The 26,639-nt window shown below is 68.1% G+C and carries 29 protein-coding genes; 16 read left to right on the top strand and 13 right to left on the bottom strand.

What is annotated here, in order from left to right; translation table 11 throughout:
• Positions 1–223 precede the first annotated feature (223 nt).
• The 5 genes from IEW34_RS29360 (at position 224) to IEW34_RS29340 (ending at position 3,445) form a co-directional block, all read left to right on the top strand.
• Positions 224–418, top strand: coding sequence for a Flp family type IVb pilin (locus IEW34_RS29360; RefSeq protein ID WP_244642301.1), 195 nt, complete (start codon positions 224–226; stop codon positions 416–418).
• 170 nt (positions 419–588) lie between these two features.
• Complete coding sequence (locus tag IEW34_RS29355; RefSeq protein WP_188612812.1) at positions 589–1,980, top strand: leucyl aminopeptidase family protein; 1,392 nt, start codon at positions 589–591, stop codon at positions 1,978–1,980.
• A gap of 90 nt (positions 1,981–2,070) precedes the next feature.
• Entirely contained in the window at positions 2,071–2,244 is a 174-nt protein-coding gene (locus tag IEW34_RS29350; protein ID WP_188612811.1) for a hypothetical protein, read from the top strand.
• Positions 2,241–2,588 carry a MarR family transcriptional regulator gene (locus IEW34_RS29345; RefSeq protein WP_188612810.1) on the top strand — a complete coding sequence of 116 codons (348 nt, stop codon included), beginning with the start codon at positions 2,241–2,243 and terminating at the stop codon, positions 2,586–2,588. Before IEW34_RS29350 ends, IEW34_RS29345 begins: the two co-directional genes overlap by 4 nt.
• Complete coding sequence (locus IEW34_RS29340; RefSeq protein ID WP_188612809.1) at positions 2,585–3,445, top strand: C40 family peptidase; 861 nt, start codon at positions 2,585–2,587, stop codon at positions 3,443–3,445. The genes IEW34_RS29345 and IEW34_RS29340 overlap by 4 nt, the downstream gene beginning before the upstream one ends.
• Before the next feature lie 32 nt (positions 3,446–3,477).
• Here IEW34_RS29340 and IEW34_RS29335 read toward each other — a convergent pair whose 3' ends face one another.
• Complete coding sequence (locus IEW34_RS29335) at positions 3,478–4,536, bottom strand: BMP family lipoprotein (protein WP_188612808.1); 1,059 nt, start codon at positions 4,534–4,536, stop codon at positions 3,478–3,480.
• Between the two features lie 149 nt (positions 4,537–4,685).
• Here IEW34_RS29335 and IEW34_RS29330 point away from each other — a divergent pair, with 149 nt between their 5' ends.
• Positions 4,686–5,477: a HesA/MoeB/ThiF family protein gene (locus tag IEW34_RS29330; RefSeq protein WP_188612807.1), complete on the top strand. Its 792-nt coding sequence runs from the start codon at positions 4,686–4,688 to the stop codon at positions 5,475–5,477.
• Positions 5,478–5,669: 192 nt separating this feature from the next.
• On the opposite strand, the gene IEW34_RS29325 is transcribed toward IEW34_RS29330, so the two are convergent.
• The 5 genes from IEW34_RS29325 to rpmI all read right to left on the bottom strand — a co-directional run bounded on the left by IEW34_RS29325 (position 5,670) and on the right by rpmI (position 10,527).
• On the bottom strand, positions 5,670–6,050 hold the full coding sequence (locus IEW34_RS29325) for a hypothetical protein (protein ID WP_188612806.1): 381 nt from the start codon (positions 6,048–6,050) through the stop codon (positions 5,670–5,672).
• A gap of 84 nt (positions 6,051–6,134) precedes the next feature.
• Complete coding sequence (gene pheT / locus IEW34_RS29320) at positions 6,135–8,555, bottom strand: phenylalanine--tRNA ligase subunit beta (protein ID WP_188612805.1); 2,421 nt, start codon at positions 8,553–8,555, stop codon at positions 6,135–6,137.
• Positions 8,556–8,571: 16 nt separating this feature from the next.
• Positions 8,572–9,654, bottom strand: coding sequence for a phenylalanine--tRNA ligase subunit alpha (gene pheS, locus IEW34_RS29315; protein ID WP_188612804.1), 1,083 nt, complete (start codon positions 9,652–9,654; stop codon positions 8,572–8,574).
• Between the two features lie 268 nt (positions 9,655–9,922).
• Positions 9,923–10,291 carry a 50S ribosomal protein L20 gene (rplT, locus tag IEW34_RS29310; protein ID WP_188612803.1) on the bottom strand — a complete coding sequence of 123 codons (369 nt, stop codon included), beginning with the start codon at positions 10,289–10,291 and terminating at the stop codon, positions 9,923–9,925.
• Positions 10,292–10,326: 35 nt separating this feature from the next.
• On the bottom strand, positions 10,327–10,527 hold the full coding sequence (gene rpmI / locus IEW34_RS29305) for a 50S ribosomal protein L35 (protein WP_188612802.1): 201 nt from the start codon (positions 10,525–10,527) through the stop codon (positions 10,327–10,329).
• A gap of 272 nt (positions 10,528–10,799) precedes the next feature.
• Between rpmI and IEW34_RS29300 the strand changes: the two genes are divergently transcribed.
• Positions 10,800–12,134, top strand: a complete 1,335-nt coding sequence (locus tag IEW34_RS29300) for a TAXI family TRAP transporter solute-binding subunit (RefSeq protein WP_188612801.1) — start codon at positions 10,800–10,802, stop codon at positions 12,132–12,134.
• Between the two features lie 27 nt (positions 12,135–12,161).
• On the opposite strand, the gene IEW34_RS29295 is transcribed toward IEW34_RS29300, so the two are convergent.
• The 3 genes from IEW34_RS29295 to IEW34_RS29285 all read right to left on the bottom strand — a co-directional run bounded on the left by IEW34_RS29295 (position 12,162) and on the right by IEW34_RS29285 (position 14,453).
• On the bottom strand, positions 12,162–12,563 hold the full coding sequence (locus IEW34_RS29295) for a hypothetical protein (protein ID WP_188612800.1): 402 nt from the start codon (positions 12,561–12,563) through the stop codon (positions 12,162–12,164).
• A 1-nt stretch (position 12,564) separates the two neighbouring features.
• Positions 12,565–13,086: a translation initiation factor IF-3 gene (infC, locus tag IEW34_RS29290; protein ID WP_244642300.1), complete on the bottom strand. Its 522-nt coding sequence runs from the start codon at positions 13,084–13,086 to the stop codon at positions 12,565–12,567.
• Between the two features lie 170 nt (positions 13,087–13,256).
• Positions 13,257–14,453 (bottom strand): glycosyltransferase family 4 protein, encoded by a 1,197-nt coding sequence (locus tag IEW34_RS29285; RefSeq protein WP_188612798.1) that lies wholly within the window; start codon positions 14,451–14,453, stop codon positions 13,257–13,259.
• 130 nt (positions 14,454–14,583) lie between these two features.
• On the opposite strand from IEW34_RS29285, the gene IEW34_RS29280 reads away from it, so the two are divergent.
• Positions 14,584–15,366, top strand: a complete 783-nt coding sequence (locus tag IEW34_RS29280; RefSeq protein ID WP_244642299.1) for an alpha/beta hydrolase — start codon at positions 14,584–14,586, stop codon at positions 15,364–15,366.
• Positions 15,367–15,584: 218 nt separating this feature from the next.
• Here the strand turns inward: IEW34_RS29280 and IEW34_RS29275 are convergent, their stop codons facing one another.
• The 3 genes from IEW34_RS29275 to IEW34_RS29265 all read right to left on the bottom strand — a co-directional run bounded on the left by IEW34_RS29275 (position 15,585) and on the right by IEW34_RS29265 (position 17,386).
• Positions 15,585–15,836 (bottom strand): BQ00720 family protein, encoded by a 252-nt coding sequence (locus IEW34_RS29275; RefSeq protein ID WP_188612796.1) that lies wholly within the window; start codon positions 15,834–15,836, stop codon positions 15,585–15,587.
• A 48-nt stretch (positions 15,837–15,884) separates the two neighbouring features.
• The gene (locus IEW34_RS29270; RefSeq protein WP_188612795.1) at positions 15,885–16,313 is read right to left on the bottom strand and encodes an Hsp20 family protein; all 429 of its coding nucleotides are present in this window, start codon (positions 16,311–16,313) and stop codon (positions 15,885–15,887) included.
• Positions 16,314–16,396: 83 nt separating this feature from the next.
• The gene (locus tag IEW34_RS29265) at positions 16,397–17,386 is read right to left on the bottom strand and encodes an NAD-dependent epimerase/dehydratase family protein (RefSeq protein ID WP_188612794.1); all 990 of its coding nucleotides are present in this window, start codon (positions 17,384–17,386) and stop codon (positions 16,397–16,399) included.
• A gap of 161 nt (positions 17,387–17,547) precedes the next feature.
• Between IEW34_RS29265 and IEW34_RS29260 the strand changes: the two genes are divergently transcribed.
• The 8 genes from IEW34_RS29260 to phoB all read left to right on the top strand — a co-directional run bounded on the left by IEW34_RS29260 (position 17,548) and on the right by phoB (position 25,557).
• Positions 17,548–18,612 (top strand): lysylphosphatidylglycerol synthase domain-containing protein, encoded by a 1,065-nt coding sequence (locus tag IEW34_RS29260; protein WP_188612793.1) that lies wholly within the window; start codon positions 17,548–17,550, stop codon positions 18,610–18,612.
• A gap of 88 nt (positions 18,613–18,700) precedes the next feature.
• Positions 18,701–19,990, top strand: coding sequence for an ATP-binding protein (locus IEW34_RS29255; protein ID WP_244642298.1), 1,290 nt, complete (start codon positions 18,701–18,703; stop codon positions 19,988–19,990).
• 161 nt (positions 19,991–20,151) lie between these two features.
• Positions 20,152–21,201, top strand: coding sequence for a phosphate ABC transporter substrate-binding protein PstS (pstS, locus tag IEW34_RS29250; protein WP_188612792.1), 1,050 nt, complete (start codon positions 20,152–20,154; stop codon positions 21,199–21,201).
• A 137-nt stretch (positions 21,202–21,338) separates the two neighbouring features.
• Positions 21,339–22,337, top strand: coding sequence for a phosphate ABC transporter permease subunit PstC (gene pstC / locus IEW34_RS29245; RefSeq protein WP_188612791.1), 999 nt, complete (start codon positions 21,339–21,341; stop codon positions 22,335–22,337).
• Positions 22,338–22,341: 4 nt separating this feature from the next.
• Positions 22,342–23,187: a phosphate ABC transporter permease PstA gene (pstA, locus tag IEW34_RS29240; RefSeq protein ID WP_188612790.1), complete on the top strand. Its 846-nt coding sequence runs from the start codon at positions 22,342–22,344 to the stop codon at positions 23,185–23,187.
• A complete protein-coding gene (gene pstB / locus IEW34_RS29235) occupies positions 23,184–24,002 on the top strand; it encodes a phosphate ABC transporter ATP-binding protein PstB (protein WP_188612789.1) in 819 nt (272 codons plus the stop codon). The genes pstA and pstB overlap by 4 nt, the downstream gene beginning before the upstream one ends.
• A gap of 124 nt (positions 24,003–24,126) precedes the next feature.
• Positions 24,127–24,843 (top strand): phosphate signaling complex protein PhoU, encoded by a 717-nt coding sequence (gene phoU / locus IEW34_RS29230; RefSeq protein ID WP_188612788.1) that lies wholly within the window; start codon positions 24,127–24,129, stop codon positions 24,841–24,843.
• 15 nt (positions 24,844–24,858) lie between these two features.
• Positions 24,859–25,557 carry a phosphate regulon transcriptional regulator PhoB gene (gene phoB / locus IEW34_RS29225; protein ID WP_188612787.1) on the top strand — a complete coding sequence of 233 codons (699 nt, stop codon included), beginning with the start codon at positions 24,859–24,861 and terminating at the stop codon, positions 25,555–25,557.
• A 295-nt stretch (positions 25,558–25,852) separates the two neighbouring features.
• Here phoB and IEW34_RS29220 read toward each other — a convergent pair whose 3' ends face one another.
• Complete coding sequence (locus IEW34_RS29220; protein ID WP_188612786.1) at positions 25,853–26,380, bottom strand: GcrA family cell cycle regulator; 528 nt, start codon at positions 26,378–26,380, stop codon at positions 25,853–25,855.
• Between the last annotated feature and the right edge of the window lie 259 nt (positions 26,381–26,639).

The following is a 26,639-nucleotide window of genomic DNA, read 5'->3' as shown; positions in this document are numbered from 1 at the left end:
GTTCCACGCCCTCGACGCCATCCTCCGCGAAAACCCCGAGGTCGGACCCTACAACCAGACGCTCTGAGCCGGGCGTCGGCCGGTTCAGCCGGCGTTAACCATCTTGGGCGCCGATCCCACGCACAGCATTCGTTAAGCTCACTCCTTAAGGCACGCGCAACGGCGGCGGCCCCAAGGTCACTCCATCGACGGCGACAAGAAGCCGAGAGGAGAGGCGAGCGACATGGCGATGATGCGTGGAGGACGCGCCACCCCGCCGAATGGCCAGCGCTTCAGCGCCGCGGCGATCGAGCAGTTGCTCATCGCCGCCTTGATTGCCGTGGCCATCGTGACGGCCCTCGGCACGCTGCGAAGCGGCCTCACCGGCGTGCTGAACGAGCCCGGGACGCCTGAATACGCCGCCGCCCGCCGCGGTTGAGCGCGGGCGCCTGCCGCGCCGCAGGCTTAAGCCGGCCGCGGCGCCATCGCCCCAAGCGGCGTTGCGCTTGATCCGAGGCGCGAGGCAGGCCCCAGCTCCAAGACGCATCGCGGTTGCCGCGCCGGCATGGTATCGGGCATGTCCGTCCCCGTGCGTTGAGGATTGCGCCCGTGCTCCCCTCCCTCTTGGCCCATAGCAACCAATCCGCCGTCCCCATCCATTTTGTCGACGAGGCCAATTGGCCGGACGTCGCCGCCGGACTGCCGGCGCTGGCGCGCGCGTTTGCGGCGGCGCAGGGCTTCAAGCCTCAGCCGGGCAAGGCGCTGGTGCTGCCGGCGGCCGACGGCGGCCTGGGCGCGGTGCTCTTCGGCCTGGACAGGCCCGATGCCAGGCGCCCCGATCCCTTCCTTGCCGGTGCGCTGGCGGGGCTGCTGCCGGCCGGCACCTACGCCTTCGCCAATGCCCCGGAGCCCATCGAGCTCGCGGTGCTCGCCTTCGTGCTCGGCGGCTACAGCTTCGACCGCTATCGGACCGCCAAGCGCGGCGAGATCAGCCTCGTGGCGCCGCCGGGCGTCGACATCGCCGAGGTCGGGCGCCAGGTGGATGCCGTCGTCCTGGCCCGCGACCTGATCAACACGCCGGCTAACGACCTCGGCCCCGATGGCCTCGAGCGCACCGTCCGCCTCATGGCCGAGCGCCATGGCGCGAGCTTCGGGTGCATCGTCGGCGACGGCCTGCTCGAGGCGAAGTTCCCGATGATCCATGCGGTCGGCCGCGCGTCGGCGACCGCCCCGCGGCTGATCGACATGGCCTGGGGGCCGACAGATGCGCCCAAGGTCACGCTGGTCGGCAAGGGGGTGAGCTTCGATACCGGCGGCCTCGACATCAAGCCGAGCGCGGCCATGCTGCTGATGAAGAAAGACATGGGCGGCGCAGCCGCCGCGCTCGCCGCTGCCGACATGATCATGAGCGCCGGGCTGCACGTGCGGCTGCGGGTGCTCATTCCGGCCGTCGAGAACGCCATTTCCGGATCGGCCTTCCGGCCGGGCGACGTGCTGCCGAGCCACAAGGGCCTGACGGTCGAGATCGGCAATACGGACGCGGAGGGGCGGCTCATCCTGGCCGACGCGCTGTCGCTGGCGGACGAGGAGGCGCCGGAGCTGCTGGTGGATTTCGCCACCTTGACCGGCGCGGCGCGGACTGCGCTCGGCCCCGAACTGCCGCCGCTCTACAGCCGCGACGACGCCTTGGCGGCCGACCTGGCGCGACTCGGCGAACGCATCAACGATCCGGTCTGGCGCATGCCGCTGTGGCCGCCCTACGAGAAAATGCTCGACAGCAAGATCGCCGACGTGAACCACGTCTCCAGCGGCCCGTTCGCCGGCTCGATAACCGCGGCGCTTTTCCTCAGCCGGTTCGTGAGCAGGGCGAGGTCCTACGCGCATCTCGACATCTACGGCTGGTCGCCGTCGGCCAGGCCGGGTCGCCCGGAGGGCGGCGAGGCGCAGGGCGCTCGCCTTATCTACGCGCTGTTGCGCGAGCGTTATCCCGCTCACGGATGACGCCGAGCGCCGGCCAGGGCATTTCGCAATTGGATGAGATCATTCACTTGCACAGAGGTGCGCCAGCTCGTCGCATCAGGAGCGCCTCTCGTGACGCTGCCCGATCGCGGAGCGTTCGAGGGGCCATTCATCCGCTGCCGGAACAAAAACGCAGGCTGCTGCGCGCCTGCACTTGCGGGCGCACGCCTGCGCGTCGACAATGGCTGCATGCCACTGCCGGTTGTCCAGGGCGATACCCGAATGTCGCTGTCGATTGTCGTATGAGCATTGAACTCAGGCCCCGCGAGGCGCTGACCCTCTGGCACGACGTCATGCTCAGCCTTGTCCGGGGCGGGGACTATGATCTGTCCGCCCGGCAGATGACGATCCTGCTCACCATCTATCTCGATACGCCGCCTCACACCGTCAGGGGCCTGGCGAGCAAGCTCGGCGTCACCAAGCCGGTCGTCACCCGTGCCCTCGACACCATGGGCAAGTTGCAGCTGCTGTCCCGCCGCCGGGACGAGGTCGACCGCCGCAACGTCATTGTCCAACGAACGGTCAAGGGAGCGCTGGCCGTCGAGCATCTGGCGGACATGGTGGTGGCCAAGGCGAAAGAAGTGCGATGAGTACGATCGAGCGGCGCCTGCTGCCGGCGCGGCCGGACCTCGCTGCGGCGCGTCTGCGCGGTCTCGTCGAGGCCGACCGCTTCGTCGAGCCGCGCCCCATGCGCGTCGCTTCCTATTGCGCACCGGTCCGCCGCGCCCCGCGCCGCGATGCGGCGCTGGACACCGAGGCGCTCCATGGTGAGGACGTCGACGTGTTCGAGATCGACGACGAGGGCTGGGCCTGGGGTCAGCTCCTCACCGACGGCTACGTGGGCTACCTGCCCGCTGACGACCTGACGGCGCGCGCCGCGTGGCCAACGCATGCGGTCCAGGCGCCCCGCACCTTCGTCTACCCCGCGCCGGACATGAAGAGGCCGCCCCTCGGGGCGCTGCCACTCGCCGCCCGCATCCATGTGTCCGAACCCGCGGCCGGCGGTCCCTATCTGTCCGCGGAGGGCGGCTTTGTCTTTGCCGCTCACCTGCGGCCGCTCGATGCCGTCGTCGGCGACTATGCGGCGGTGGCAGAGCACCTGCGCGGCACGCCTTACCTATGGGGCGGCCGCACCTCGTCGGGCCTGGATTGCTCGGCGCTCGTGCAGCTCTGCCTGAGCAGTGCCGGCCGCACGTGCCCGCGCGACAGCGATCTGCAGGCCGCCTCCCTGGGACGTCCGCTCGAGGCTACCGGCGAACGCGCAGGCCTGGTGCGTGGCGACCTGGTGTTCTGGAAGGGGCACGTCGGCATGATGCTCGATGCCGAGCGGCTGATCCACGCCAACGGCTTTCACATGATGGTCGAGATCGAGCCGCTCGACGACGCGGTTCGCCGCATCGAGGCTTCGGGCGGCGGCGGCATCACTCACCTGAAGGCGATGGCCTGAAGGCCAGTCCGGGCGGAGAGGTCCGCCGGGCGCTACATCTGGCACTTCTGGTCGGTAACGAAATCGTGCACCACGAGGCTGCCGTCGGCAATCGCGGCGCGCCGTTGGTCGAGCGCCTGGGTGATGTCGGGGGCCAGCGGCGGCTGCAGCGCCGGGTTGAGCGCGAGGCTGACGCCGTCTTCCTTGAGTCCCAACGTGACCATGCCCGGCTGCCACGTCCCGTCGCGGCCGGCGATGAGCGTCGCCAGCACGGCCGTGTCGACCCGCTTGACCGCCGACGCCAGCATCGTGCTGGGAAAGAGGGCGTTCTGGTCGATGTCCGAGGCGACGGCCAGGCGCCCAGCATCCGCGACCGTCCGCAGGACGCCAACTCCGTTGAGGCGCGCCGCTTCCATCACCACGTCGGCCCCGCGATCCAGTTGGCCGCGGGTGAGGTCGGTGCCGGCCGAGCGGTTGGCAGCGGCCTCGCCTGGTGCGCCGATCATGTTCTGGAACAGCTCGACGTTGGGCTTGGCGGCGCGCGCGCCCTGCGCGAAGCCGCACAGCACCTGCCGGGTCTCCGCGTCGTCGACGCCTCCTATGAAGCCGATCCGCCCGGCGGCCGATACGCGAGCGCTGAGGAAGCCGGCGAGATAGGCGCTCTCCTCGCGGCGAAAGACGATGGAGCGCACGTTTGCCAGGCCGACGATGCCGTCGACGATGGTGAAGCGCAGGTTGGGATAGGTCTTGGCCACCTTGTCGACGGCGCCGGCCTGACTGCGGCCGACCGCGATGATGGGAAAGCGGCCCTGATCCGCCGCGCGTCGGAGCACCTGCTCCGATTGCGCGGCCGTGGCGATCTGGATGTCAACGGCGGCTCCCCCTTCGCTCTGGAACCGCGCGGCTCCGGCACGGGCCGAAGCCGCGAACCCGGCCGCAATCGGATCGCTCTCGTCCAGCACCAGCGCCGGGCCGGGCTGCTGGGCGAGGGCTGAGCCCGGCAGGGCTGCCGCGAGCGCCAGCGCGCAGGCCGCCCATAGCCGGAGGGCGACCCGGGGCGGGGCGCCGGGCCGGCGTGCGCGGTGGAGCGATGAAGTCTTGGCGTGATGCATCCACGAACCTTATCTGGAAGCTCTCGGACGGTGGCGGATCGGCTGGCAAGGTTGCATACCTCGACCCGGCACGGAATCGCCAGCCGACCACGGTCGTCGCGCACCGACAATTGCGCGTTCGCCCGACGCGGCGACGGAAAGGTGGACCCATGCTCGACGACCAAGAGGTCGAACGCTATGCACGCCACCTCGTGCTGCACGACATCGGCGGCCCGGGACAGACGCGCCTGAAGCAGGCACGGGTGCTCGTGGTGGGCGCCGGCGGCCTGGGAGCGCCCCTCGTCCAATACCTTGCCGCCGCCGGCGTTGGACATATCGGGCTCATCGACGACGACCATGTGTCGTTGTCCAACCTGCAGCGGCAGGTGTTGTTCGCCACCGAGGACGTAGGTCGCTCCAAGGTCGAGGTGACTGTCGAGGCGGTGCGCCGCCTCAATCCGCACGTGCACGTGGACGCCATGCAGGCGCGACTCGATTCGGCCAATGCCCGCCAGTTGGTCCGCAGCTTCGATGTGGTCGCCGACGGCTCCGACAATTTCGCCACGCGCTACGCCGTGTCTGACGCCTGCTACCACGAGGCGAAGCCGCTGGTCACCGCGGCGCTCGGCATGTTCGACGGCACGCTCACCACGATCCGCGCCCATGAGCGCAATGCCGAAGGCGAGCCCAATCCCAGCTACCGCTGCCTGTTTCCGGCGCCCCCGCCGGCCGGTGCCATCCCCACCTGCGCCGAAGCCGGGGTGCTCGGCGCGCTGGCCGGCCTGATGGGATCGCTGATGGCGATCGAGGTGGTGCGGGAGGTCGTGGGCTTCGGCGAGGGTCTGGTCGGCCGGCTGCTGATGGTGGACGCCCGTTCGATGCGGTTCGAGACGCTGCGCTACGCCTGGGACCCGGACAATCCCCTGTCCGGGATTGCCGCCGTGTCGAACGCTGCGGGCTGAGAGGCCCATCCGACCGGATGGAGATGCGCCAGGTTTTTGAATCCGAAGCGCTTCTCTGCAATCGGGTGGTTCTATCCAATCGCAGAGCCCACTTGAGCAATTCTGCGTTTCTCCGAATCGCGGAAATGCACTATCTATTTGTTTTGTCTCATTTTATTCACGCGAACCCGCGTCCACTCCGCTCGAAATGCTCTAATGGCGGCGTCCATAGGAGCGCTTGCCGTAGTGCCGCCGCGACGACTTGCCGGAGAAGTAGGGCGAGACATCGAAGCTCGCGGACACGCGGCCGTTGCGGCTCCGCGACGTCCGCCACGGCCTTGCCTTCGCTTCCTGGCCGCCGCCGCTGCCGAGCGCGGCACTCTTGCGTTCCCTGCCGCGACCGTCATCCTTGTCGTCCGACACCTCCGACGTCGTCTGCGGGCCGGCGCCCCGCTCGGGGCCGAACTTGGCCAGGCACGCATTGTAGGCGAGAGGCTCCTCGAAGCGCTCGCAATCGTCGATCGTCCGCAGCGGCGCCTGCGCCCACGCCGCGGCGGGTACGACCAGGAGAGCAAGGACGAGAGCGGCCTTCACGGTGCGAGGTCTCCTTCGAACGCCCGCCGATGGCTCGCCGGCACATCGGGCGCCCGGCCTATAGCGCAAAGAGAAGCGCCAATCTTATGTCCGCAACGTGGCGCCGGTCCGCTTTGCCACGGCCTCGACGATCCTGGTCGAGACGGCTTCGATGTCGGCGTCGGTCAGGGTGCGTTCGGTCGGCTGCAGGCGGACGCTCACGGCAATCGACTTCCTGCCGTCGCCGACATGGGGACCCTCGTAGACGTCGAAGACGGTGGTGTCCGCCACCAGCGCTCGGTCCGTGCCGGCCACTGCCCGTAGGATATCGCCGGCTGCGACCGTGCTGTCGACGACGAAGGCGAAGTCGCGGGTGACCGGCTGGAGATCGGACAAGACAAGCTTGGCTTTGACCTTGGTTGGCCTCGCCTTGGGCGCTGGCAGCAGGTCCAGCACGATCTCGCACGCGACGATCGGCCCCTTGGCGCCGAGCGCCTTGAGCGTCGAGGGGTGCAACTCGCCGAAGGCCCCGATGACGGTCTTGGGCCCGAACTGCAGCCTGGCCGAGCGGCCGGGGTGGTACCAGGCCGGACCGCCCGGCACGATCTGCACGCCGGCCGTAGACACGCCGAGGGCGGTCAGTAGCGCGAACGCGTCCGCCTTGGCATCGAAGATCGACACCGGTTCACCGCCGCCCTCCCAATGCCGGCCGGTGCCGGCCGGGCGGGCCGTGCCGCGTCGCACCGCCGTGGCGCTGATGCTCTGCCCACCCGGCTCGTCTGACGCGAAGATCTGCCCGACCTCGAACAGCGCCGTGTCGGCATAGCCGCGGTCGGCATTGCGCTGAGCCGCCTTCAGCAGCCCGGGCAGCAGGCTCGGCCGCATATCGGACATGTCGGCGGCGATCGGATTGACGAGTTTCAAAGTGGCCGTGCCACCACCGAAGAGTTTGGCCTCGTCCTCCGGAATGAAGGAGTAGGTGACGGCCTCCACCAGGCCGCGGGCGGCCAGCAGCCGCTTGGCGGCGCGCGTGCGCCGTTGCAGCAGTGTCAGCACCGGCTTGGGCACGCCCTCGTTCAGCCGCGGGAGCGGCGTCGACGGCACCCGGTCGATGCCGGCGATGCGGACGATCTCCTCGACGAGGTCGGCTTTGCCTTCCACGTCGGCGCGCCAGCTGGGCGGCACGACGGTGGCGCCGTCGCTGCTTCCGTTCACGGCAAAGCCCAGCGAGGCAAGGATGCCCTCCATGTCGGCCTGCGGTACGGAGAGCGACGTGAGCCGCTCCACCTCGCTCCAGGGGAAGGCGATCTCGCGCCGCGGGGGGGTGACCTCGCCGGCCAACACGACGTCGCTCGGCGTGCCGCCGCAGAGGTCGAGGACGAGCCGGGTGGCGAGCTCGAGCCCGGGCAGGGTCATCGCCGGGTCGACGCCCCGCTCGAAGCGATAGCGTGCGTCGGTCGAGATCCCCAGCCGCCGCCCTGTCTGGGCGATGTTGAGCGGATCCCAGAGCGCCGCTTCGATCAGCACATCGGTCGTCGCCTCGGAGACGCCGGAATGCTCGCCGCCCATCACGCCGGCGAGCGATTCCACGCCGTCGTCGTCGGCGATGACCACCACGCCCGGGTCGAGCCGGTAGGTGCGGCCGTCCAGGGCGAGCAGTTCCTCGCCGTCGCGCGCGCGGCGGACGGTGAGGTTGCCGGCCACCTTGGCCGCATCGAACACGTGCAGCGGCCGGGCATGGTCGAATGTCAGATAGTTCGTGATGTCGACCAGCGCATTGATCGGCCGCAGACCGATGTCGGCAAGGCGGCGCTGCAGCCATTGGGGCGAGGGCCCGTTGCGTACCCCGCGCACGAGGCGCAGCGCGAAGGCGGGGCACAGGCGGCGGTCGTCGCCCTCGGGAAGCGTCACGCCGACGGGGCAGGGCGCCTGGCCGGGCACGGGCTTTATCGCCGCCGTCTTGAGCGTGCCGAGGCCCGCCGCGGCGAGGTCGCGCGCGATGCCGAAGACGCCGAGCGCGTCCGCGCGGTTGGGCGTCACGGCGATCTCGATCACCGGATCGTCGAGTCCGGCCCAGGCGGCGTAGGGCTGGCCGACGGGCGCATCGGCAGGCAGGTCGATGATGCCGTCATGGTCGTCCGAAAGGCCGAGCTCGAAGGCCGAGCACAGCATGCCGCGGCTCTCCACGCCGCGGATGGTGCCCACCGCCAGGGTCAGGTCCTTGGCGGGGATATAGGTGCCCGGAGGGGCGAACACGGATGTCATGCCGGCCCGCGCATTGGGCGCGCCGCACACCACCTGGATCGGTGTGCCGGACCCGTCGTCGACCATGCAGACGCGCAGCCGGTCGGCGTTGGGGTGCTGCTCGGCCGAGATCACCCGTGCGACGCGGTACGCGGCCAGCTCGGCGGCGGGGTCCCGGATGCCCTCGACCTCGAGGCCGATGCGCGTCAGCGTGTCCGCAATGGTCTCGACCGACGCGGAGGTATCGAGGTGGTCCCTGAGCCAGGAAAGGGTGAATTTCATCGTGTCTCTGCCATGATCACGACGTCAGCCCGCCGGCGAGCGTCGGCAGATCGAGGGGGCGGAAGCCGTAGTGCTCCAGCCAGCGCACGTCGGCGTCGAAGAACGGTCGCAGGTCCGGCATCCCGTACTTGAGCATGGCGATGCGGTCGATGCCCATGCCCCAGGCGAAGCCCTGGTACTCGTCGGGGTCCAGGCCGCAGTTGCGCAGCACGTTCGGGTGCACCATGCCGCAGCCCAGGATCTCCAGCCAGTCGTCGCCTTCGCCGAAGCGGATTTCGCCGCCCTTGCGCGAGCATTGGATATCGACCTCGGCCGACGGCTCGGTGAACGGGAAGAACGAAGGCCGGAAGCGCATCTTGACGCTGTCGACCTCGAAGAAGGCCTTGCAGAACTCCTCCAGCACCCATTTCAGGTGGCCGAGGTGCGAGCCCTTGTCGATCACCAGGCCTTCGACCTGATGGAACATGGGCGTGTGCGTCTGGTCGGAATCGGTGCGGTAGGTCCGTCCCGGGCAGATCACGCGGATCGGCGGCGGCGCGCTCAGCATGGTGCGGATCTGCACCGGCGAGGTGTGGGTGCGCAGCACCTTGCGCTCGCCGGCCGCATCGGCCGGGAGGAAGAAGGTGTCGTGCATCTCCCGCGCCGGATGGCCGATGGGGAAGTTGAGCGCCGTGAAGTTATAGAAGTCGGTCTCGATGTCCGGCCCTTCGGCGACCGAGAAGCCCATGTCGGCGAAGATGGTGGTGAGTTCGTCGACCACCTGGCTGATCGGATGGATGCGCCCGCGCGTCTGCGGCGCCTCCTGCACCGGCAACGTCACATCGAGACGCTCGGAGGCGAGCCGCGCGCTGAGCGCGGCCGCGGCCAGCGCATCCTTGCGCTTCCCGAGCGCCGCCTGCACCCGGTCGCGCAGGCCGTTGATGAGCGGCCCCTGAGCCTTGCGCTCGTCCGGCGTCATGGCGCCGAGGGTCTTCAGCAGCTCGGAAACGCTGCCCTTCTTGCCGAGAGCCGCCACACGGACGCTCTCGATTGCCGCCTCGTCTGGCGCGCCCTCGATCTCGGCGAGGAGACCGGCTTCAAGGACGGACATATCGCTCATGGGTGCCTCGACGGCTCCGGTTGACATCGCGAGCGCCGGCTGCCGCATGAACGCGGCGCGGCTGGAAGGCTTTGCCGGTGCGGATATGCGCGCCGGAAGGCAACGGCCTCATGCCGCCGCCCGGGTGCACCCCGCGGCCCCCTCCGACGCCCTGAGGCACCATCCGGCCGGATGGTGCCTCCGCCGGACGGCATGCCCGGATTGGCTGAAGAGGGGACGCTCGTCGCCGATCGGACGATCCCATCCGATCGGGACGCGGTCAGGCGTGTCAGGCCGCTGGGGCAGGCAGGGCGGCCTTGGCCTGATCGACGACGGCCTTGAAGGCCGCCGGCTCGCGAATGGCGAGATCCGAGAGCACCTTGCGGTCGATCTCGATGCCCGCCTTGGCGATGCCGTCGATAAATCGGCTATAGGTCAGCCCGTGCTCGCGCACCGCAGCATTGAGACGCTGGATCCACAGCGCCCGGAAGGTGCGCTTGCGGTTCTTGCGATCGCGGTAGGCGTATTGCATCGAGCGATCGACGGCGGCCTTGGCCGTGCGGATCGTGTTCTTGCGGCGGCCGTAGAAGCCTTTGGCGGCCTTCAGGACTTTCTTGTGCTTGGCGTGGCTGGTCACGCCGCGCTTGACGCGGGCCATAGTCTATCTCCTGGAATGTCGGGGAACTGGGACGATCAACCGTTGGGCAGGAAGAACTTCTTGACGTTCTTCGCGTCGCCGTCGAACAGCACACCCGTGCCGCGCTGATTGCGGATCTGCTTGTTGGTCCGCTTGATCATGCCGTGGCGCTTGCCGGCCTGGGCCGCCAGCACCTTCCCTGTTCCAGTGATCTTGAAGCGCTTCTTGGCGCCTGACTTGGTCTTGAGTTTGGGCATTTGGCTCTCCTCAATACGAGAGGGAGCGGCAAAACCGCTCCCGAACCCATGATTTTCATGAGCGAGACGAACGGCCACGGCAGCCCTTTAAGCCGGGCGGTTCGAACGAAGCCGCGCTTATGGCAGAAACGGCCCTGGGCGACAAGCCCACGCAGGCGTGGCGGCCTTGTCCGGCCCCGCCGCTTCGAAGACCTGGAGCATCTCTGTGCATTGGGTGATCTCATTCAATTGCGAAATGCACTAGGTAAGCGAGCAGAGCTCGGAGGCGCGCGATGAGGCATTGGCGGATGGCGCTCGCGGCGGTCGGCGCGGGCCTTGCGGTGGTGGCCGTCCTCGCCGCGGCGGCCTATGTGCTGCGGCTGCCCACCAGGCTGACCGTGGCCCTTCTTGCCGACGACGCGATCGACCGCGCCATCTTTCAGGCCGCGGCCGCGCAGCTCAAGACGCGGCGGTCACCACTGCGCCTCGAGCTTGTCGTCCAGGACGACCCGAGCCAGCCGCTCGCCGCCCTCGATGGCGGCAAAGTCGATCTCGCCATCGCCCGCTCCGATGCAGCCGTGCCGGCGAGTGCCCGCGTGGTGCTGATCCTGCGCAACGATGCGGCCGTGATCATCGCCGCGAAGGCCTCCGGCATCACCAAGACGACCGAATTCGCCGGCCGGCGCATCGGCATCTCCACCGACGTTCCAGGCACCGGCGACGTGTTCACGACGCTCTTGTCGTATTACGGCCTGTCCGGGCGGCAGGTGACGCGCGTCGACCTGGCGCTCGCCGACGTGCCCGCAGCGTTCAAGGACGGCCGCATCGATGCGGCGATCCTCATGGGCGTTCCCGGCGCGCGCGCCCTGACCAAGACCGTCCATGCCGTCGACACCGTCCTGCATGACCGCGTGGTCTTCGTCGGCGTCGACGACGCCGATGCCGTCGCAGCCGTGCATGACGGCCTCGCCTCCACCAAGATTGCCGAGGGCGCGTTCAGTGGGCGGCCTTTGCAGCCGCCCGCCGACGTGAGCACGATCGGCTACGGCGTCAGGCTCTTCGCCACCGACGCGCTCGACGAGAGCACCGTCGCGGCCCTCGTGCGCCAGCTGCTGGCCATGAAGTCGAGCCTGGCGGCGAGCCATTCGACGGCCGCCAATATCGCTCCTCCCGATCCCGATGACGACAACAGCCTGGTGCTCCACGCCGGCGTGAAGGCCTATCTCGACGGCGACGACACCAGCTTCGTCGAGCGCTACAGCGACTATCTGTATCTCGGTGCCTCGCTCGCCAGCGGCCTCGCCTCGGCCGTCGCGCTGAGCATGGGCAGCCTCGCCAGCCGCCGGCGGCGACGCACGCTCGCCGCGCTCTTCGACATCCAGGATGTCGCCGCGAAGGTGCCGGCAGCGACCACCCTGGCCGAGCTCACCGCGATCGAGCAGGCGGCGAGCGAACGGGCGCGTCTGGCCTTCCGGAAGGCGGCGGACGGTGAGCTCAGGGGGGAGGATATCGCCGCCTTCGGCCTGGCCTTGACCGACCTGCGCGCGGCGATCGCCGCCAGGCGAACGCTGATCGTCGAGCAGCAGTCAAGGTACGAGGGGCGTGGGACGCGAGGAGTGTCCACGTGATGTCGGAGCCTGACCGGACACGTGGGCCTAGCTCACGTCCGTCGTGTACCCATGAGAGTTAACTAATTTGGCTAGGAAGTAGAGAAGTATAGCCAAGAATACGATAGATTCGATCCAGGGTAGTGGATGGAAGACATTGGTGTTGAGGTATTCGAACAAATCGCAATCGCGCGCGCGAACCCGCTTGAAGCCAGCCGTGGAGCAAGATCCATTGTAGTTGCGCAGATGGAATGCCGCCAGGACAGTCCAGGGCAGCACCATCACTGAAAACGGGCCCATGGACGTGCGAGCGAGGCGCCCCGCGGTTGCCTCCTGGTACCTCACCTTGCGCAGCGAGGCGATCATCCAAATGACCCCGGCTGCGATCTTCCAGGGCCAAACCAATACGGCGAGGACCAGCAGAGCGAACGGAAGGAGCTCCGCGAGCATATTATCTCGGTGCCAGGATCATGATCATCTGGCGACCTTCGAGCTGTGGCTCACTCTCCACCTTGGCAACTTCGGCGGTCTCGCCCTTGACCTTGTCGAGCAGCCGGTAACCCAGATCCTGGTGCGCCATCTCGCGGCCACGAAAGCGCAAGGTGATCTTGACCTTGTCACCCTCTTCGAAGAAGCGATGCACGGCCTTCATCTTGGTCTCGTAGTCGTGATCGTCGATGCCCGGGCGAAGCTTGATCTCTTTGACCTCGACGGTCTTCTGCTTCTTGCGTGCCTCGGCGGCCTTCTTCTGCTCCAGGAACTTGAAGCGGCCGTGGTCGAGAATCTTGCAGACTGGCGGAACCGAGTTCGGGGCGATCTCGACGAGGTCGAGGCCAGCCTCTTCGGCCGCGCTCAGCGCGTCGAAGAACGGCACGACGCCCCGGTTCTGTCCGCTGTCGTCAATCAGCTGGACTTCGCGGACACCCCGAATGTCCCTGTTCGCGCGGGGCCCGTCCTTCTGCGGGGCCTGCATGGATCGCATCGGTCGACGAATGGCTCATATCTCCTGCTTCGGCGCGGACGCCTCATCGCGCTGCTCCCGCCCGGAGCGGCCCCGCACACATGGTCTTGAACTTCGGGACATTCGCAGAAAGTCCCGCCAAGTCAACCGAGCACAAGGCTCGGACGATCAATTCGCGCGCGTTAGCGGCGCGCCGTGATGGCTATATAGGTGTCCAATGTATCCGCGACCATTCTCTCCAGCGAGAAATGGTGCTCCACATGGGCCCTGGCGTGGCGTGTCATCGCCTCCTGGGCGCTCGCGCCCATTCCCAGCACACCGCCGATCGCCGTCGCCAGCGCCTCCGCATCGCCGGGTGGCACGCACCAGCCGGTGCGCTCGCTGGATGTCACACGCGGCGGAAACTGCACCGTCTCCGGTACGGCCCCGAGGTCGCTGACGATCACCGGCGTCCCCAGTGCCTGCGCCTCCACCGCCACGCGGCCGAACGCCTCCGGTTCCGTCGACGGCACGGTGACGACGGCCGCCGCGAGCAGCGCGGCCGGCATGTCGGTGCAGTGCCCGACGCGCCGCACGATGCCGGTCAGCCCATGGCCGGCGATCGCTGCATCAAGCTCCTTCACGTAGGAATCGCGCCCCTGGGGATCGCCGGCCAGCACGAACACGACATCGCGCAGGCCACCGTCCACGAGCTTCTTCGCCGCATCGATCAGCACGCGCTGCCCTTTCCAGGCCGTCAATCGCGCGGCCAGGAGCACGATCCGCTGGTGCGGTGCCAGCCCCCAGTGCCGGCGTAGCAGCTCCACCCGCTCCGGTGGCACGGCCTGGGCCGAGAAGGCGCGCAGGTCGGTGCCGCGGTAGATCACCCGCAGGCGCGGGCGTGCCTGCGGGTAGAGCGCGCCGATCAGGCCGGCCGTGTAGTGCGAGTTGGCGATCACCACGTCGCCCCGCGCCATCACCGAATTGTAGCGCAGCTTGATCGGCGACCGGCCGGCATAGGCACCGTGGTAGGTGGTGACGAACGGCAGGTTGAGTGCCCGCGTCGCCGCCAGCGCCACCCAGGCCGGGGCGCGCGAGCGGGCATGGATGAGGCTGACCCCCTCGTCCAGGCAGATTCGCGCCAGCTTGCGCACATTCAGCGCCATGGCGAGCGGGTTCTTGGTCCGCGCCGGAAACGGCACCCAGATGCCGCCCTCGGCTTGCAGTTCGCCCACCAGCCGCCCGCCCTCGGTCGCGATCAGGGCGCGGGCGCCCACCGCGGCGAGCCCGGCCGCGATGTCGACTGCCGTCCGCTCCGCGCCGCCGGCGTCGAGCTCCGGCACGATCTGCAGGATGGTGCTGCCGGCAAGCGCGTGGGTTGTGGTCGGAAAATGCGCCATCGTGAGTTGCTGAATCAAGGTCCCGGAGGTCTGCGGTTGCGGACGGTGCTGCCTTCCTTCTCATGGCATCCGCGTTTAGGAACTTCAAATGCCTAACCGCACCGGCTGCTCACACAGGGGATATTTGGGCGTGAACGATACCAGTCCCGACTATATCGAGGTGGGCGCGCCCGCCCGCCGGATCGCCCTGCTGCGCCGGCCGGGCCGGGGCCCCACCGTGGTGTGGCTCGGCGGGTTCCGGTCGGACATGCGGGCCACCAAGGCGACAGAGCTCGACCGCTGGGCCGCGCGCACCGGCCGGCCGTTTCTGCGCATGGACTACAGCGCGCACGGCGAGTCGCCGGGGCGCTTCGAGGATTGCACCGTGTCCATCTGGCTCGAGGATGCGCTGGCCGTCATCGGCGCTTTCGCCGGTGAGCGGCCTGTGCTGGTCGGCTCGTCGATGGGGGGGTGGATCGCGCTGCTCGCCACCGCGGCGCTGATGCGCGAGCGGCCCGCCCAGGCGCCCGGCGGGCTCGTGCTGATCGCACCGGCGGTCGATTTCACCGAGCGGATGTGGGCCTCGATGCCGGACGAGGGCAAGCGGGCGATCGCTGGCGCCGGCGTCTGGTATCGTCCGTCGGCCTATTCCGACGAGCCCTATCCGATCTCGCGCAAGCTCATCGACGATGGGCGCAAGCACCTCATGCTCGGGCGTCCGATCTCGACGGGCTGCCCCGTCCACATTCTCCAGGGCATGCAGGATCCCGATGTGCCGTGGGCGCATGCCATGGAAGTGGTCGAGCATCTGCCGGGGGATTCGGTCAGTCTGACCCTGGTCAAGGATGGCGACCATCGGCTGTCGCGGCCGCAGGACATCGAGCGCCTGGTCGGTGCCGTCGAGGCGATGGTGGCGGAGCATCCGCGCGCCTAGAGCATTTCTTGAACGGGTGGAATCACCCGATCGGGGAGAAGCGATCCAAATTCAAAGACTTGGAGCATTCCTAGCGATCAGGTGTTTCGATCTGATCGGGAAATACCCGAGGGGAGACCCTCCCGTTTCGCCGATCCGGGCCCCGATGTCCGTCGGCGAAAAGGCCGAGCGGACATCAGCCGCTCGGCCTTCTGAAAACCATCGGTCCTGCGCCGGCGTCAGTGGACGCTGACGGTGGTCAGGTCCTGCGCCCATGCGTTGGCCAGCGCCGAAGCGCGCGAATCGGTCAGCAGGATGGGCGTGCCGTCGGCGGTGAGCAGGGCAAACAGCTCGATGCCGGGCTGGAGCGCAGGGGCCTGCGGAAACAGCTGCTGTACGTCTTCCGAGCGGATGGCCCGGACGTAGGCGAGCTTCTCATCGGCGTCGGTCAGCACGAATTCGGCGTCGTCGGCGTGGGTGATGTCGTTCATCTCGTCCTCCTCGCACCCTCCGATGAGCGGTGCGGTTGTTCGGCCGCTTCAGCTGCGCGCCGAAATCTCGATCTTCCGCACGATGCGCTCGGCATCGGGCCTGGCCAAGTCCACGGACAGCAGCCCGTTCGACAGGTCGGCCCCGAGCACCTCCATGCCGTCGGCAAGCAGGAAGGAGCGCTGAAACTGGCGCGCGGCGATGCCGCGGTGCAGAAACTGACGTGTCTTGTCTTCGACTTGCCGACCGCGAATCACCAACTGGTTCTCCTCCAGCGTGATCTCGAGCTGCTCCCGCGTGAAGCCCGCCAGAGCAAGGACAATGCGCAGCCGCTCCGGCTCGTTCCCTTCGCGAGGGATGCGCTCGATATTGTAGGGCGGATAGCCGTCAGACGCCGCTTTGGCTGCTCTATCGAGCGCTTGCTCGATCTCGTCGAAACCGAGCAAAAACGGGTGTGAGAACGGCGAAGCTCTGCTCATCGGCGAAGCCCTTTCGAAGGCACTTCGTAGGGGTGACCCGCTGCTGCGGCATCGGGCCAGATCTAGGCATTGCCGGCTGCATTTCAAGCGCCGTGACCCAGGCGGCCGTCGCCGTCCGCGCCCACCATGTCGACGAGGCCCTGGGCGAGCGACACCGGCGGAGCCCAGCCGAGCGCCCGGGCCGGGCCGATGTCGGCGGCGAACGAGCCGAGCAGGCTTTGCGCCATGCCCGCGCGACCGACGAGCGACAGCGCGGCGGCGAGGGCACGCGCCGGGACGGGCAGCAGGCGCGCCCGCCGGCCGTGGGCGGCGGCGAGCAGGCGGATGAACTGCGGCGTCGAGACGATCTCCGCATCGGCGAGCAGGAACGCCTCGCAGCGGCCGGCGGCCGGCGGATGCGCCAGGCGGTGGTCGATGAAGGAGGCCAGGTTCTCGATGCCGAGGAAGGATCTGCGGTTGCTGACCGCGGCGAAGGGCAGCGGCAGGGAGCGGGCAACGGCCCGCGACAGGGCACGGATATTGGCCTTCGCATCCGGGCCGTAGACGATCGTGGGCCGGATGATCGTCACCGCAAGACCGGTGTCGCGGGCTACGCCCGCCAGCGCCGTCTCGGCTTCGGCCTTGCTCACCGCGTAGGCGCCGCTTGGCGCCAGCGGCATGTCGGGGTGGATGAGCCCGTCGCCGCCATGCCCGTGCACATAGGCGGTGCTGGCGAAGATGAAATGCCGCACGCCCGCCGTCGCCGCGGCGCGCGCCAGCGCGATCGTCGGGTCCCGGTTTTCCGCGCGATAGAGAGCCAGCGCATCGGCGCCTTCGCCGACGGCCCGGTGGGCGCGCGCCGCCAGGTGCACGACCGCATCTGCTCCGGCGAGCGCGGGCGCCAGCTCGGTGCCGGGCGCGGCGAGATCGCCGGCCGTCACGATCGTCACCGATGCCGCGGGGTCGGCGACGCCGGCCCGGCGCGTGATGAGACGCGGCGCATAGCCCTTGGCCGCGAGATAGGCGGTGGCATATGTGCCCACGAAACCCGTGCCGCCGGTGATCGCGATGATGCCTTGATATGGTTCGGCCATGTCTTGTTGCTCAGTGCCGGTCGTCGATGCCGATTTGAGTCGTCGGAGCGGACGGGCTATGCGAGCCGGGTTCCGCCTCGATGCACGTAACCGGCGCATCGGGCAAGACGGGCGGCACCGCTGGCGTCGCTGCAATGATGAAGGCGTGCTGAAGGCGTTTGATGCGAAGTGAGGTCAAAGAGCCGGATGCATCGGGCGCGGCGCTGGTCACCGTTGCGGCGGACGCCGATGCGGCGCAGGCGTCCGGCCGGGCCGCGGACGACGTGGTCCATCACGCGCGCCGGCGACGGTTCTCGATTTTGGGCGGCTTCGCCAGCGCCGTGCTGTTCGCGGCCGCGCTATACGTCCTCTGGCGTACCGTAAGCCAGCTCGACGCCGCCGACGTGCGGGCGGCCTTCTCGGGCGTCACCGGCCGACAGACTTGCATCGCCCTGTTGCTCACCTGCACCAGCTATGTGCTGCTCACCGGCTACGACTTCCTGGCGCTCCGACAGATGCGCCTGCGCGTTCCTTATCGCACGACGGCACTCGCCTCGTTCACAAGCTACGCCGTCAGCTTCACCCTCGGCTTCCCGCTCGTGACGGCCGGCACGGTGCGCTACTGGATCTATTCGGCCAAGGGCCTGCGCGCCTCGCAGGTGGCGACGCTGACCGTGATCGCGGGCATCACCTTCTGGCTGGGCATGGGCGTGGTCCTGGCCTGGAGCTTGGTGCGGGAGGCGGGCGCCATTGCCTTGCTCGCACACACGCGCATCGCGATGAACCAGATCGCGGGCCTCGTGGTCTTCGCCGTTGTCGCCGGCTATCTCGTCTGGGTGTCGATCAAGCATAGGGCCGCGACGATCCAGGGCTGGCGCCTGGAGCTGCCGGGATTCCGTCTGACCATCGGCCAGATGATCCTCGGCGCCGGCGACGTCTGCGCCGGTGCCGGCGTGCTGTACGTGCTGCTGCCGGCCGGACATGGCCTGAGCTACGAAACCTTCCTGGCCATCTATGTCTGCGCCTGCATGCTCGGCATCGCCAGCCACGCGCCGGGCGGGCTGGGGGTCTTCGAGGCCACCATCCTCGTTGCCCTGTCCGGCTTGCCCGGAGAGCGGGTGCTGGGGGCGCTGCTGCTATTTCGCCTCTACTATTATTTGATGCCGTTCGTCGTGGCGCTGTTGCTGCTGGGCGCCCATGAGGTCAGAAAGCGTCTGCGCGCGAGGGCGTGGGCGGCACCTCCGTAAATCGGTAGCATCTCGCGATTAGGATGCCGTCAGGGAATGCTTTACCGCCGGCTGGGAGGCCGTGACCTTGGCGCCGCCTGAGCAACGCATGCCTGCCGATACGACCCAGACGCGGGGCCTGCGCGGCCGCGAGGCCGCCGTCTGCGCGACGGCGACGACCTCGGTCGTCTTCGCCCTGTTCGCTCTGGCGGAGCACGGCCTCAGCCCTTGGTTGATGGCGGCGAGCGGCACCGCGATCCTCCTGACCCTGCTGCTCTTCAGGGACCGCATGCCGATCGGGGTGCCGTCCGCCAGCCGCTCGGGCGACAGGGCGGATGCCGGCGTGGCGGCGCTGCTGGGGGCGGTTCCCGATCCGGCGCTGCTCGTCGACCGCCGCAGCGTGGTCGTCGGTGCGACGCCGGCGGCCTATGGCGCATTTCCGACCTTGCGCATCGCCCAGCCGTTGTCGTTCACGCTGCGCGCCCCGGCGGTGCTGGAGGGGCTCGACGACGTGCTCAAGTCGGGCGAGGCGCGGACGGTCGAGTTCACCCATCGGGGAGGGGCCGAGCGCGTGTACGCGGTCTCCATCACCGCCCTGACCGCGGGCGATGACAAGGGCGCGCTGCTGTTCTTCCGGGATGAGACGGCCGCTCGGCGTCTGGAGCACATGCGCGTCGATTTCGTCGCCAATGCCAGCCACGAGTTGCGCACGCCGCTCGCGTCGGTGATGGGCTTCATCGAGACCTTGCAGGGGCCGGCGCGCAACGACGCGGTCGCCCGCGAGCGCTTCCTCGGCATCATGCGCGAGCAGGCCCAGCGCATGTCGCGCCTGATCGACGACCTGCTGTCCCTGTCGCGGATCGAGATGCGTGCTCACGTGCAGCCGGCGACTCCCGTGGACGTGCTGGGCCTGGTCAAGCACATCATCGACACCCTCACACCGCTGGCCGGCGACCGCGGCGTGGCGCTCGAGCTGGTGGCGCCCTCGACGCCGGTGATCGTCCCCGGCGACCGTGACGAACTGCTGCGGGTGTTCGAGAACCTGATCGAGAACGCGGTCAAGTACGGCCAGTCGGGCAAGCGGGTCGTCATCACCGTGTCGACGCCCGCGGAAGGGGCGGCAGCGAACGACAATGAGATCTCCATCTCGGTCCGGGATTTCGGCCCCGGCATCGGGCCCGAGCATGTGCCGCGGCTGACCGAGCGATTCTACCGCGTCGACGTTGCTGCCAGCCGGGACAAGGGCGGTACGGGCCTGGGGCTTGCCATCGTCAAGCATATCGTCAACCATCACCGCGGGCGCTTGCAGATCGAGAGCGAGCTCGGACAGGGGGCGCTGTTTCGCGTCGTTCTGCCTCTCTTTGGCGACCAGAAGGCTGCGGGCCGCATGCGCGGATGATCGCGCCGGTCGTTGGCGGGCAAAGGACCCGCGGTGTCATTCGACTGTCATCTGGGTGTCATACGTAGGCCGCGCTAAGGGGCTTCATTGTGCGCGAGCAACTGGCGGTGCCGGTCGGCGCCGCCTGAAGGCCTTTCTGCAACCCTTAAGGAGAGACCCCCGTGAAGTTTCAATCGCTCATCGCTGCGGCCAGCATCGCTGCCGTCGGCTTTGCGACACTGTCCTTCGCCGCCGAAATCTCGGGCGCCGGCGCGAGCTTCCCCTATCCCGTTTATGCGAAGTGGGCCGAGGCCTACAGGAAGGACGCGGGCGTCAGTCTGAACTACCAGTCGATCGGTTCCGGCGGCGGCATCAAGCAGATCAAAGCCCGCACCGTGACCTTTGGCGCCAGCGACGCCCCGCTGAAGGGCGAGGAGCTCGAGAAGGACGGTCTGATCCAGTTCCCGATGGTAATGGGCGGCATCGTGCCGGTCCTGAACCTTGAGGGCGTTCAGCCCGGCCAGCTCGTGCTGGATGGTCCGACCCTGGCCAAGATCTTCCTCGGTGACATCAAGACCTGGGATGACGCCGCCATCAAGGCGCTCAACGCCGGCGTGACCCTGCCGTCCACCGCGATCGCCGTCGTCCGCCGCTCGGACGGCTCGGGCACCACCTTCAACTTCACCGACTACCTGAGCAAGGTGAGCCCGGACTGGAAGTCGAAGGTCGGCTCCGCTACCGCCGTCGAGTGGCCGGTCGGCCTCGGCGCCAAGGGCAACGAGGGCGTCGCCGCCAACGTCGCGCAGACCAAGGGCTCGATCGGTTACGTCGAATATGCCTACGCCAAGCAGAACAAGCTCACCCATGCCAAGATGAAGAACAAGGACGGCAAGGTCGTCGGCCCGGAGACCAAGACGTTCCAGGCTGCCGCGGCCAATGCCGACTGGAGTTCCGTTCCGGGCTTCGGCGTGATCCTGACCGACGAGCCGGGTGCCGACTCCTGGCCGATCACGGCCGCCACCTTCATCCTGATGCACAAGAAGCCGCAGGATCCGGCCTCCGCCGCCGAGGCCCTCAAGTTCTTCAACTGGGCCTATGCCCGGGGTGCGACCCTCGCCGACGATCTCGACTACATCCCCATGCCCGAGAAGGTGGTGGGCCTGGTCAAGAAGGAATGGGTGCAGGTGGTTGACGCCAACGGCAAGCCGGTGATGCCGTCGGCCTCCAACTGATCGTCCGTCCGTAGAATGCGGCAAGGCGCCAGCGCCTTGCCGCACCATTCACTTCGATCGCGTGCGTGGCACTCGCCCCATTGGGTCTCTCGAGTGAATGCGGGAACCGCATGTCCGATGTCCAGGAACGATCACCGATGGCTGATGTAGCGCTGAACCCAAGTACGGCCGAGCCGGCGGCAAAGGCCGTCGACCGCGCGTCGGTGCTGCGGGGCTTTCGACTGGGCGATCTCGCCTTCTTCAACCTGACCCGCGGCGCCGCCCTTCTGGTGCTGGTGCTCCTGGGCGGTGTCATCGTCGCCCTGATCGCGGGCGCGCTGCCCGCGCTGCAAACGTTCGGCTTCGGCTTCGTCACGTCGCAGTCGTGGAACCCGGTGACCGAGAAGTTCGGCGCATTGGCGCCGATCTACGGCACGCTGGTGACCTCGCTCATTGCCATGCTGATCGCCGTCCCCGTGGGCCTCGGCATCGCCATCTTCCTCACCGAGCTTTGCCCGCCGGTGCTGCGCCGGCCGATCGGCATCGCCGTCGAGCTGCTCGCGGGCATTCCGTCGATCATCTACGGCATCTGGGGCCTCTTCGTTTTCGCGCCGTTCCTGCAGCAGACGTTGCAGCCGTTCCTGATCTCGGTCTTCGGCAACATCCCCATCCTGTCGTCGGTCTTCGCCGGCCCGCCCTACGGCATCGGGGTGCTCACCGCCGGGCTCATCCTGGCGATCATGGTACTGCCGTTCATCACCTCGATCTCCCGCGACGTGTTCGAGACCGTGCCTCCGGTGCTGAAGGAGGCCGCCTACGGCGTCGGCTGCACCACGTGGGAGGTGGTCCGCAACGTCGTCATCCCCTACACCCGCGTCGGCGTGATCGGCGGCGTCATGCTGGGCCTGGGCCGCGCCCTCGGCGAGACCATGGCGGTGACCTTCGTCATCGGCAACGCTCACAAGATTTCCGCATCGATCCTGCAGCCGGGCACCACGATCTCCGCCACGATCGCCAACGAATTCACCGAAGCGGTGGGCGACCTCTACACCTCGTCGCTGATCGCGCTGGGCCTGCTGCTCTTCGTCATCACCTTCGTCGTCCTCGCATTCGCGCGGCTCATGCTGCTGCGTCTCGAAAAGCAGCAGGGGAAGTGAGAGCATGACCGCGCGTGTATCGTTTGCGGGGCGCAAGCGCTCCAACGGGGTCATGATGGGCCTCTGCATGGCGGCCGCGGTCTTTGGCCTGACGTGGCTCGTGATCATCCTGGGAACCCTGTTGTGGGAGGGCTTCAGCGGCCTCAGCACCGCGGTGTTCACCGAGAACACGCCGCCTCCCGGATCGGCCGGGGGTCTGCTGAATGCCATCGTCGGCAGCCTGATCATGACCGGCCTCGGCGTCGTGATCGGCACGCCGATCGGTATCCTCGCCGGCACCTACATGGCCGAATACGGTCGGCACAGCCGGCTGTCCACGGTCGTCCGCTTCATCAACGACATCCTGCTCAGCGCGCCTTCCATCGTCGTTGGCCTCTTCATCTACGAGGTCATGGTGATCCAGATGGGCCATTTCTCGGCGATCGCCGGATCGGTGGCGCTGGCGGTCATCGTGATCCCGGTGGTCGTGCGCACTACGGAAGACATGCTGCTCCTGGTTCCCAACCCGTTGCGCGAGGCGGCGTCGGCGCTCGGCATGCCGCGCCATTTCGTCATCCGCCGGATCGCCTACCGGGCGGCCCGTGCCGGCATGATCACCGGCGTGCTGCTGGCCATCGCCCGCGTCTCCGGTGAAACGGCGCCGCTGCTGTTCACCGCCCTCAACAACCAGTTCGCCAGCACCAACCTGAACGGGCCGATGGCGAGCCTGCCGGTCGTGATCTTCCAGTTCGCCCTGTCGCCCTACGCGGACTGGCAGAAGCTGGCGTGGACCGGCGCGCTGATCATCACCCTGGCCGTGCTGACTCTTTCCATCTTGGCGCGGGTCGTCGCCGCGAGGACACAGAAATGAGCGAATCCGTTTCCGCCGCCGAAATCGCAGCCGCCAGGCCGGTCTCCTCCACCCAGGGCCTCAAGGAGAAGATCACGGTCCGCAACCTGCGCTTCTACTACGGCGATAGCCTCGCCCTGAAGGGCATCGACCTGCCGCTCTACGATCGCAAGGTCACCGCCTTCATCGGCCCGTCCGGGTGCGGCAAGTCCACCCTGCTGCGCGTCCTGAACCGGATGTACGATCTCTATCCGGGCCAGCGCGCCGAGGGCGAGGTGCTGCTCGACGGGAACAACATCCTGGCGCCCAAGCAGGACGTGAACATCCTGCGTTCGCGGGTCGGCATGGTGTTCCAGAAGCCGACACCGTTCCCGATGAGCATCTACGACAACATCGCCTTCGGCATCCGCCTCTACGAGAAGGTGCCGAAGAGCGAGCTCGACGACCGCATTGAATCCTCGCTGCGGCGGGCGGCGATCTGGGACGAGGTGAAGAACAAGCTGAACGCGAGCGGCCTCAGCCTCTCCGGCGGCCAGCAGCAGCGCCTGTGCATTGCCCGCACCGTGGCGATCCGGCCCGAGGTCATCCTGCTCGACGAGCCCTGCTCGGCGCTGGATCCGATCTCGACGGCCAAGATCGAGGAGCTGATCGACGAGCTCAAGAGCGACTACACGATCGCCATCGTCACGCACAACATGCAGCAGGCGGCACGCGTGTCGGAGAATACCGCCTTCATGTATCTCGGCGATCTCGTCGAGTTCGGCCCGACATCGAAGATCTTCACGTCGCCGACCGACTCGCGCACGCAGGATTACATCACCGGACGCTTCGGCTGACTTGCGGTGCCCTCGGCTCCGGTCGAGGCGGGGGCGCGCATTACGATACTGTGGGCATGCAAGCCATGGCGAGCCGCGTCGCGCGGCTCGGCGGCATGCCCCGACGAACTGGGAGCAGAGCGCGATGACCGAACATACCGTCTCCGCCTTCGATACCGAGCTGTCGTCGCTGCGGAGCACCGTGGTGGAGATGGGCGGCTTCGCCGAGAAGATGGTCGAGGATGCGACGCGGGCGCTGGTGCGCCGCGACCCGGACCTTGCCCAGACGATCATCGCGGCGGACATCCGGCTCGATAATTTGCAGCGTGAGGTCGAGGAGCGGGCGATCCTCACCATTGCCCGGCGCCAGCCGATGGCGGTCGACCTGCGGGAGATCGTCTCCGCTATCCGCGTCGCCGGCGACATCGAGCGCATCGGCGACCTTGCCAAGAACATCGCCAAGCGGACGGTGGCCATCGGCAATCAGTTCCAGCCTCCGAAGATCGTCGTCGGCGTGCAGCACATGAGCGATCTGGTGCAGGAGCAGCTCAAGGATGTGCTCGACGGCTACACCCAGCACGACGCCGACGTCGCTCTCGCGGTCTGGAACCGGGACGGTGACATCGACGCGCTCTACACCTCGCTGTTCCGCGAGCTCCTGACCTACATGATGGAAGATCCGCGCAACATCGGCTTCTGCACCCATCTCCTGTTCAGCGCCAAGAATATCGAGCGGATCGGCGATCATACGACCAATATCGCTGAGACGATCAACTATCTCGTGACGGGCGAGACGCTTGGGCCGGAGCGGCCGAAGGCCGACAAGTCGAGCTTCACGACCGTGGACATTGCGAAGAGCTAACGGAACGGTGGGGGGATGGGGACGCGCGTTCTGATCGTCGAGGACGAGGAGCCGTTGAGCTTGCTGCTGAGGTACAACCTCGAGGCGGAAGGCTACGACGTCGACACGGTGGCGCGCGGGGACGACGCCGAGATCAGGCTGCGTGAGCTGGTGCCGGATCTCGTGCTGCTCGACTGGATGTTGCCCGGCCTGTCCGGCATCGAGCTGTGCCGGCGCATCCGCTCGCGGCAGGAGACGGAGCGGCTGCCGGTCATCATGCTGACGGCGCGCGGCGAGGAGACGGAGCGCGTACGGGGACTCGCCACCGGCGCGGACGACTACGTCGTCAAGCCGTTCTCCGTGCCGGAACTGCTGGCACGCGTGCGGGCGCTGCTGCGCCGGGCCAAGCCGTCGCACGTGGCCAACCTGCTGACTGCCGGTGACATCGAGCTCGATCGCGAGACGCGGCGCGTGCGCAGGTCAAGCCGTGAGCTGCACCTTGGCCCGACTGAGTTCCGCCTGCTCGAATTCCTGATGCAGAGCCCCGGCCGCGTGTTTTCGCGCGAGCAACTGCTCGACGGGGTGTGGGGCCACGACGTCTACATCGACGAACGAACCGTGGACGTGCATGTGGGCCGCCTGCGCAAGGCGATCAACCGGCCGCGCAAGCCCGATCCGATCCGCACCGTGCGCGGCGCGGGCTACGCTTTCGACGAGACCTTCGCGCGGGATTGAGCGAAGCCGGAACAGTCGTCCGGCGCGACGTAGGGACCGCATCGGGCCTGCCTGCGCCGCCGTCGGCGGAACCGCCCGGTCGGCAAGAAGCACCCCAAAGGCCGCGGTTGGTGCATTTCTATCCGACCGGGTGAATCATCCGATCTCTTGCGAGCACATGCGCCAGCTCAGCCTTGAGGGCCAGGCCGGCCCGCGTCGGCATGGCCCGCCGCGCGCGGCAGAATGGGGGCCGCCGCTGCACAAAGGCCTCCCTGGCACGTCGACGCGATCGAGCGCCGTCCGAAGGGGGAGCGCGTCAGCGGCGGCGCCGCTCAGGGGGCTGGTAGGCGATGCGCGCGTGATGGGCGCAATAGGGCTGACCGGGCGTGGTGCGGTTGCCGCAGAAGCGGAACTCGGCCGATGTCGGGTCACCCAGTGGCCAGCGGCACATGTTCTCGCGCAGTTCGGTGATGGTCACCCGTTCGGAGAGCGGGACTACGACGTCGGCCGCCTGCGTCGCGGGGTGAGGCTCGTAGGCGTCGGTCTCGATGCGCATGCTGACGGCGAGTACCGTGTTGCCCTGGACCGTCGGGCCCTGCGCCGGGCGCGGGCTCGCGGCGGTGGAGCGTGGCGGCGCCGCCACACTCTTGCGGGGCTTGGGCACGCCGGATGCCGCTGCCTTGGCACGCCCCGAGAGGCCCAGCCGATGCACCTTGCCGATCACGGCGTTGCGCGTGATGCCACCCATGGCCGTGGCAATCTGGCTGGCGCTGAGCCCCTCGGCCCAGAGCCGCTTCAGCAACTCGACGCGGTCGTCGCTCCAGATATTTCCAGGATCGTTCATCCGCCCCTCCGCGCTCGGCGCCGCCATTGGGAATCCCTCCGCGATTGCGCACGCTCCTCGTCGCAGCGCAGCAGGACCATCACCAATGACCGGTTAACCCACGATATGTCGTGGCTTACACGCAGGACCATACAAGATGACGCGAGTCTGCGCCAAGACCGGCCCCGGTGCGGCGGATGTTTTCCCCAGGAAGGTGACAAAACCGAGTCCAAGTGCGGCCGTTTTGCGCCGCAGATGCTGCAATCGCAGCAGCGATCGA

It is taken from the genome of Chelatococcus reniformis (genome assembly GCF_014640075.1).
Classification (GTDB): Bacteria; Pseudomonadota; Alphaproteobacteria; order Rhizobiales; family Beijerinckiaceae; genus Camelimonas; species Camelimonas reniformis.
Note: the sequence above shows the minus strand (reverse complement) of the source record. Positions and strands in the feature narration are given on the sequence as shown.

Coding starts and splice junctions, on each gene's coding strand:
- IEW34_RS29360 (WP_244642301.1), top strand. CDS start 224: ATGGCGATGATGCGTGGAGGACGCGCCACCCCGCCGAATGGCCAGCGC.
- IEW34_RS29345 (WP_188612810.1), top strand. CDS start 2,241: ATGAGCATTGAACTCAGGCCCCGCGAGGCGCTGACCCTCTGGCACGAC.
- IEW34_RS29340 (WP_188612809.1), top strand. CDS start 2,585: ATGAGTACGATCGAGCGGCGCCTGCTGCCGGCGCGGCCGGACCTCGCT.
- IEW34_RS29335 (WP_188612808.1), bottom strand. CDS start 4,536: ATGCATCACGCCAAGACTTCATCGCTCCACCGCGCACGCCGGCCCGGC.
- IEW34_RS29330 (WP_188612807.1), top strand. CDS start 4,686: ATGCTCGACGACCAAGAGGTCGAACGCTATGCACGCCACCTCGTGCTG.
- pheT (WP_188612805.1), bottom strand. CDS start 8,555: ATGAAATTCACCCTTTCCTGGCTCAGGGACCACCTCGATACCTCCGCG.
- pheS (WP_188612804.1), bottom strand. CDS start 9,654: ATGAGCGATATGTCCGTCCTTGAAGCCGGTCTCCTCGCCGAGATCGAG.
- rplT (WP_188612803.1), bottom strand. CDS start 10,291: ATGGCCCGCGTCAAGCGCGGCGTGACCAGCCACGCCAAGCACAAGAAA.
- rpmI (WP_188612802.1), bottom strand. CDS start 10,527: ATGCCCAAACTCAAGACCAAGTCAGGCGCCAAGAAGCGCTTCAAGATC.
- IEW34_RS29300 (WP_188612801.1), top strand. CDS start 10,800: ATGAGGCATTGGCGGATGGCGCTCGCGGCGGTCGGCGCGGGCCTTGCG.
- IEW34_RS29295 (WP_188612800.1), bottom strand. CDS start 12,563: ATGCTCGCGGAGCTCCTTCCGTTCGCTCTGCTGGTCCTCGCCGTATTG.
- infC (WP_244642300.1), bottom strand. CDS start 13,086: ATGCAGGCCCCGCAGAAGGACGGGCCCCGCGCGAACAGGGACATTCGG.
- IEW34_RS29285 (WP_188612798.1), bottom strand. CDS start 14,453: ATGGCGCATTTTCCGACCACAACCCACGCGCTTGCCGGCAGCACCATC.
- IEW34_RS29275 (WP_188612796.1), bottom strand. CDS start 15,836: ATGAACGACATCACCCACGCCGACGACGCCGAATTCGTGCTGACCGAC.
- IEW34_RS29270 (WP_188612795.1), bottom strand. CDS start 16,313: ATGAGCAGAGCTTCGCCGTTCTCACACCCGTTTTTGCTCGGTTTCGAC.
- IEW34_RS29265 (WP_188612794.1), bottom strand. CDS start 17,386: ATGGCCGAACCATATCAAGGCATCATCGCGATCACCGGCGGCACGGGT.
- IEW34_RS29260 (WP_188612793.1), top strand. CDS start 17,548: ATGCGAAGTGAGGTCAAAGAGCCGGATGCATCGGGCGCGGCGCTGGTC.
- IEW34_RS29255 (WP_244642298.1), top strand. CDS start 18,701: ATGCCTGCCGATACGACCCAGACGCGGGGCCTGCGCGGCCGCGAGGCC.
- pstC (WP_188612791.1), top strand. CDS start 21,339: ATGGCTGATGTAGCGCTGAACCCAAGTACGGCCGAGCCGGCGGCAAAG.
- pstA (WP_188612790.1), top strand. CDS start 22,342: ATGACCGCGCGTGTATCGTTTGCGGGGCGCAAGCGCTCCAACGGGGTC.
- pstB (WP_188612789.1), top strand. CDS start 23,184: ATGAGCGAATCCGTTTCCGCCGCCGAAATCGCAGCCGCCAGGCCGGTC.
- phoU (WP_188612788.1), top strand. CDS start 24,127: ATGACCGAACATACCGTCTCCGCCTTCGATACCGAGCTGTCGTCGCTG.
- phoB (WP_188612787.1), top strand. CDS start 24,859: ATGGGGACGCGCGTTCTGATCGTCGAGGACGAGGAGCCGTTGAGCTTG.
- IEW34_RS29220 (WP_188612786.1), bottom strand. CDS start 26,380: ATGAACGATCCTGGAAATATCTGGAGCGACGACCGCGTCGAGTTGCTG.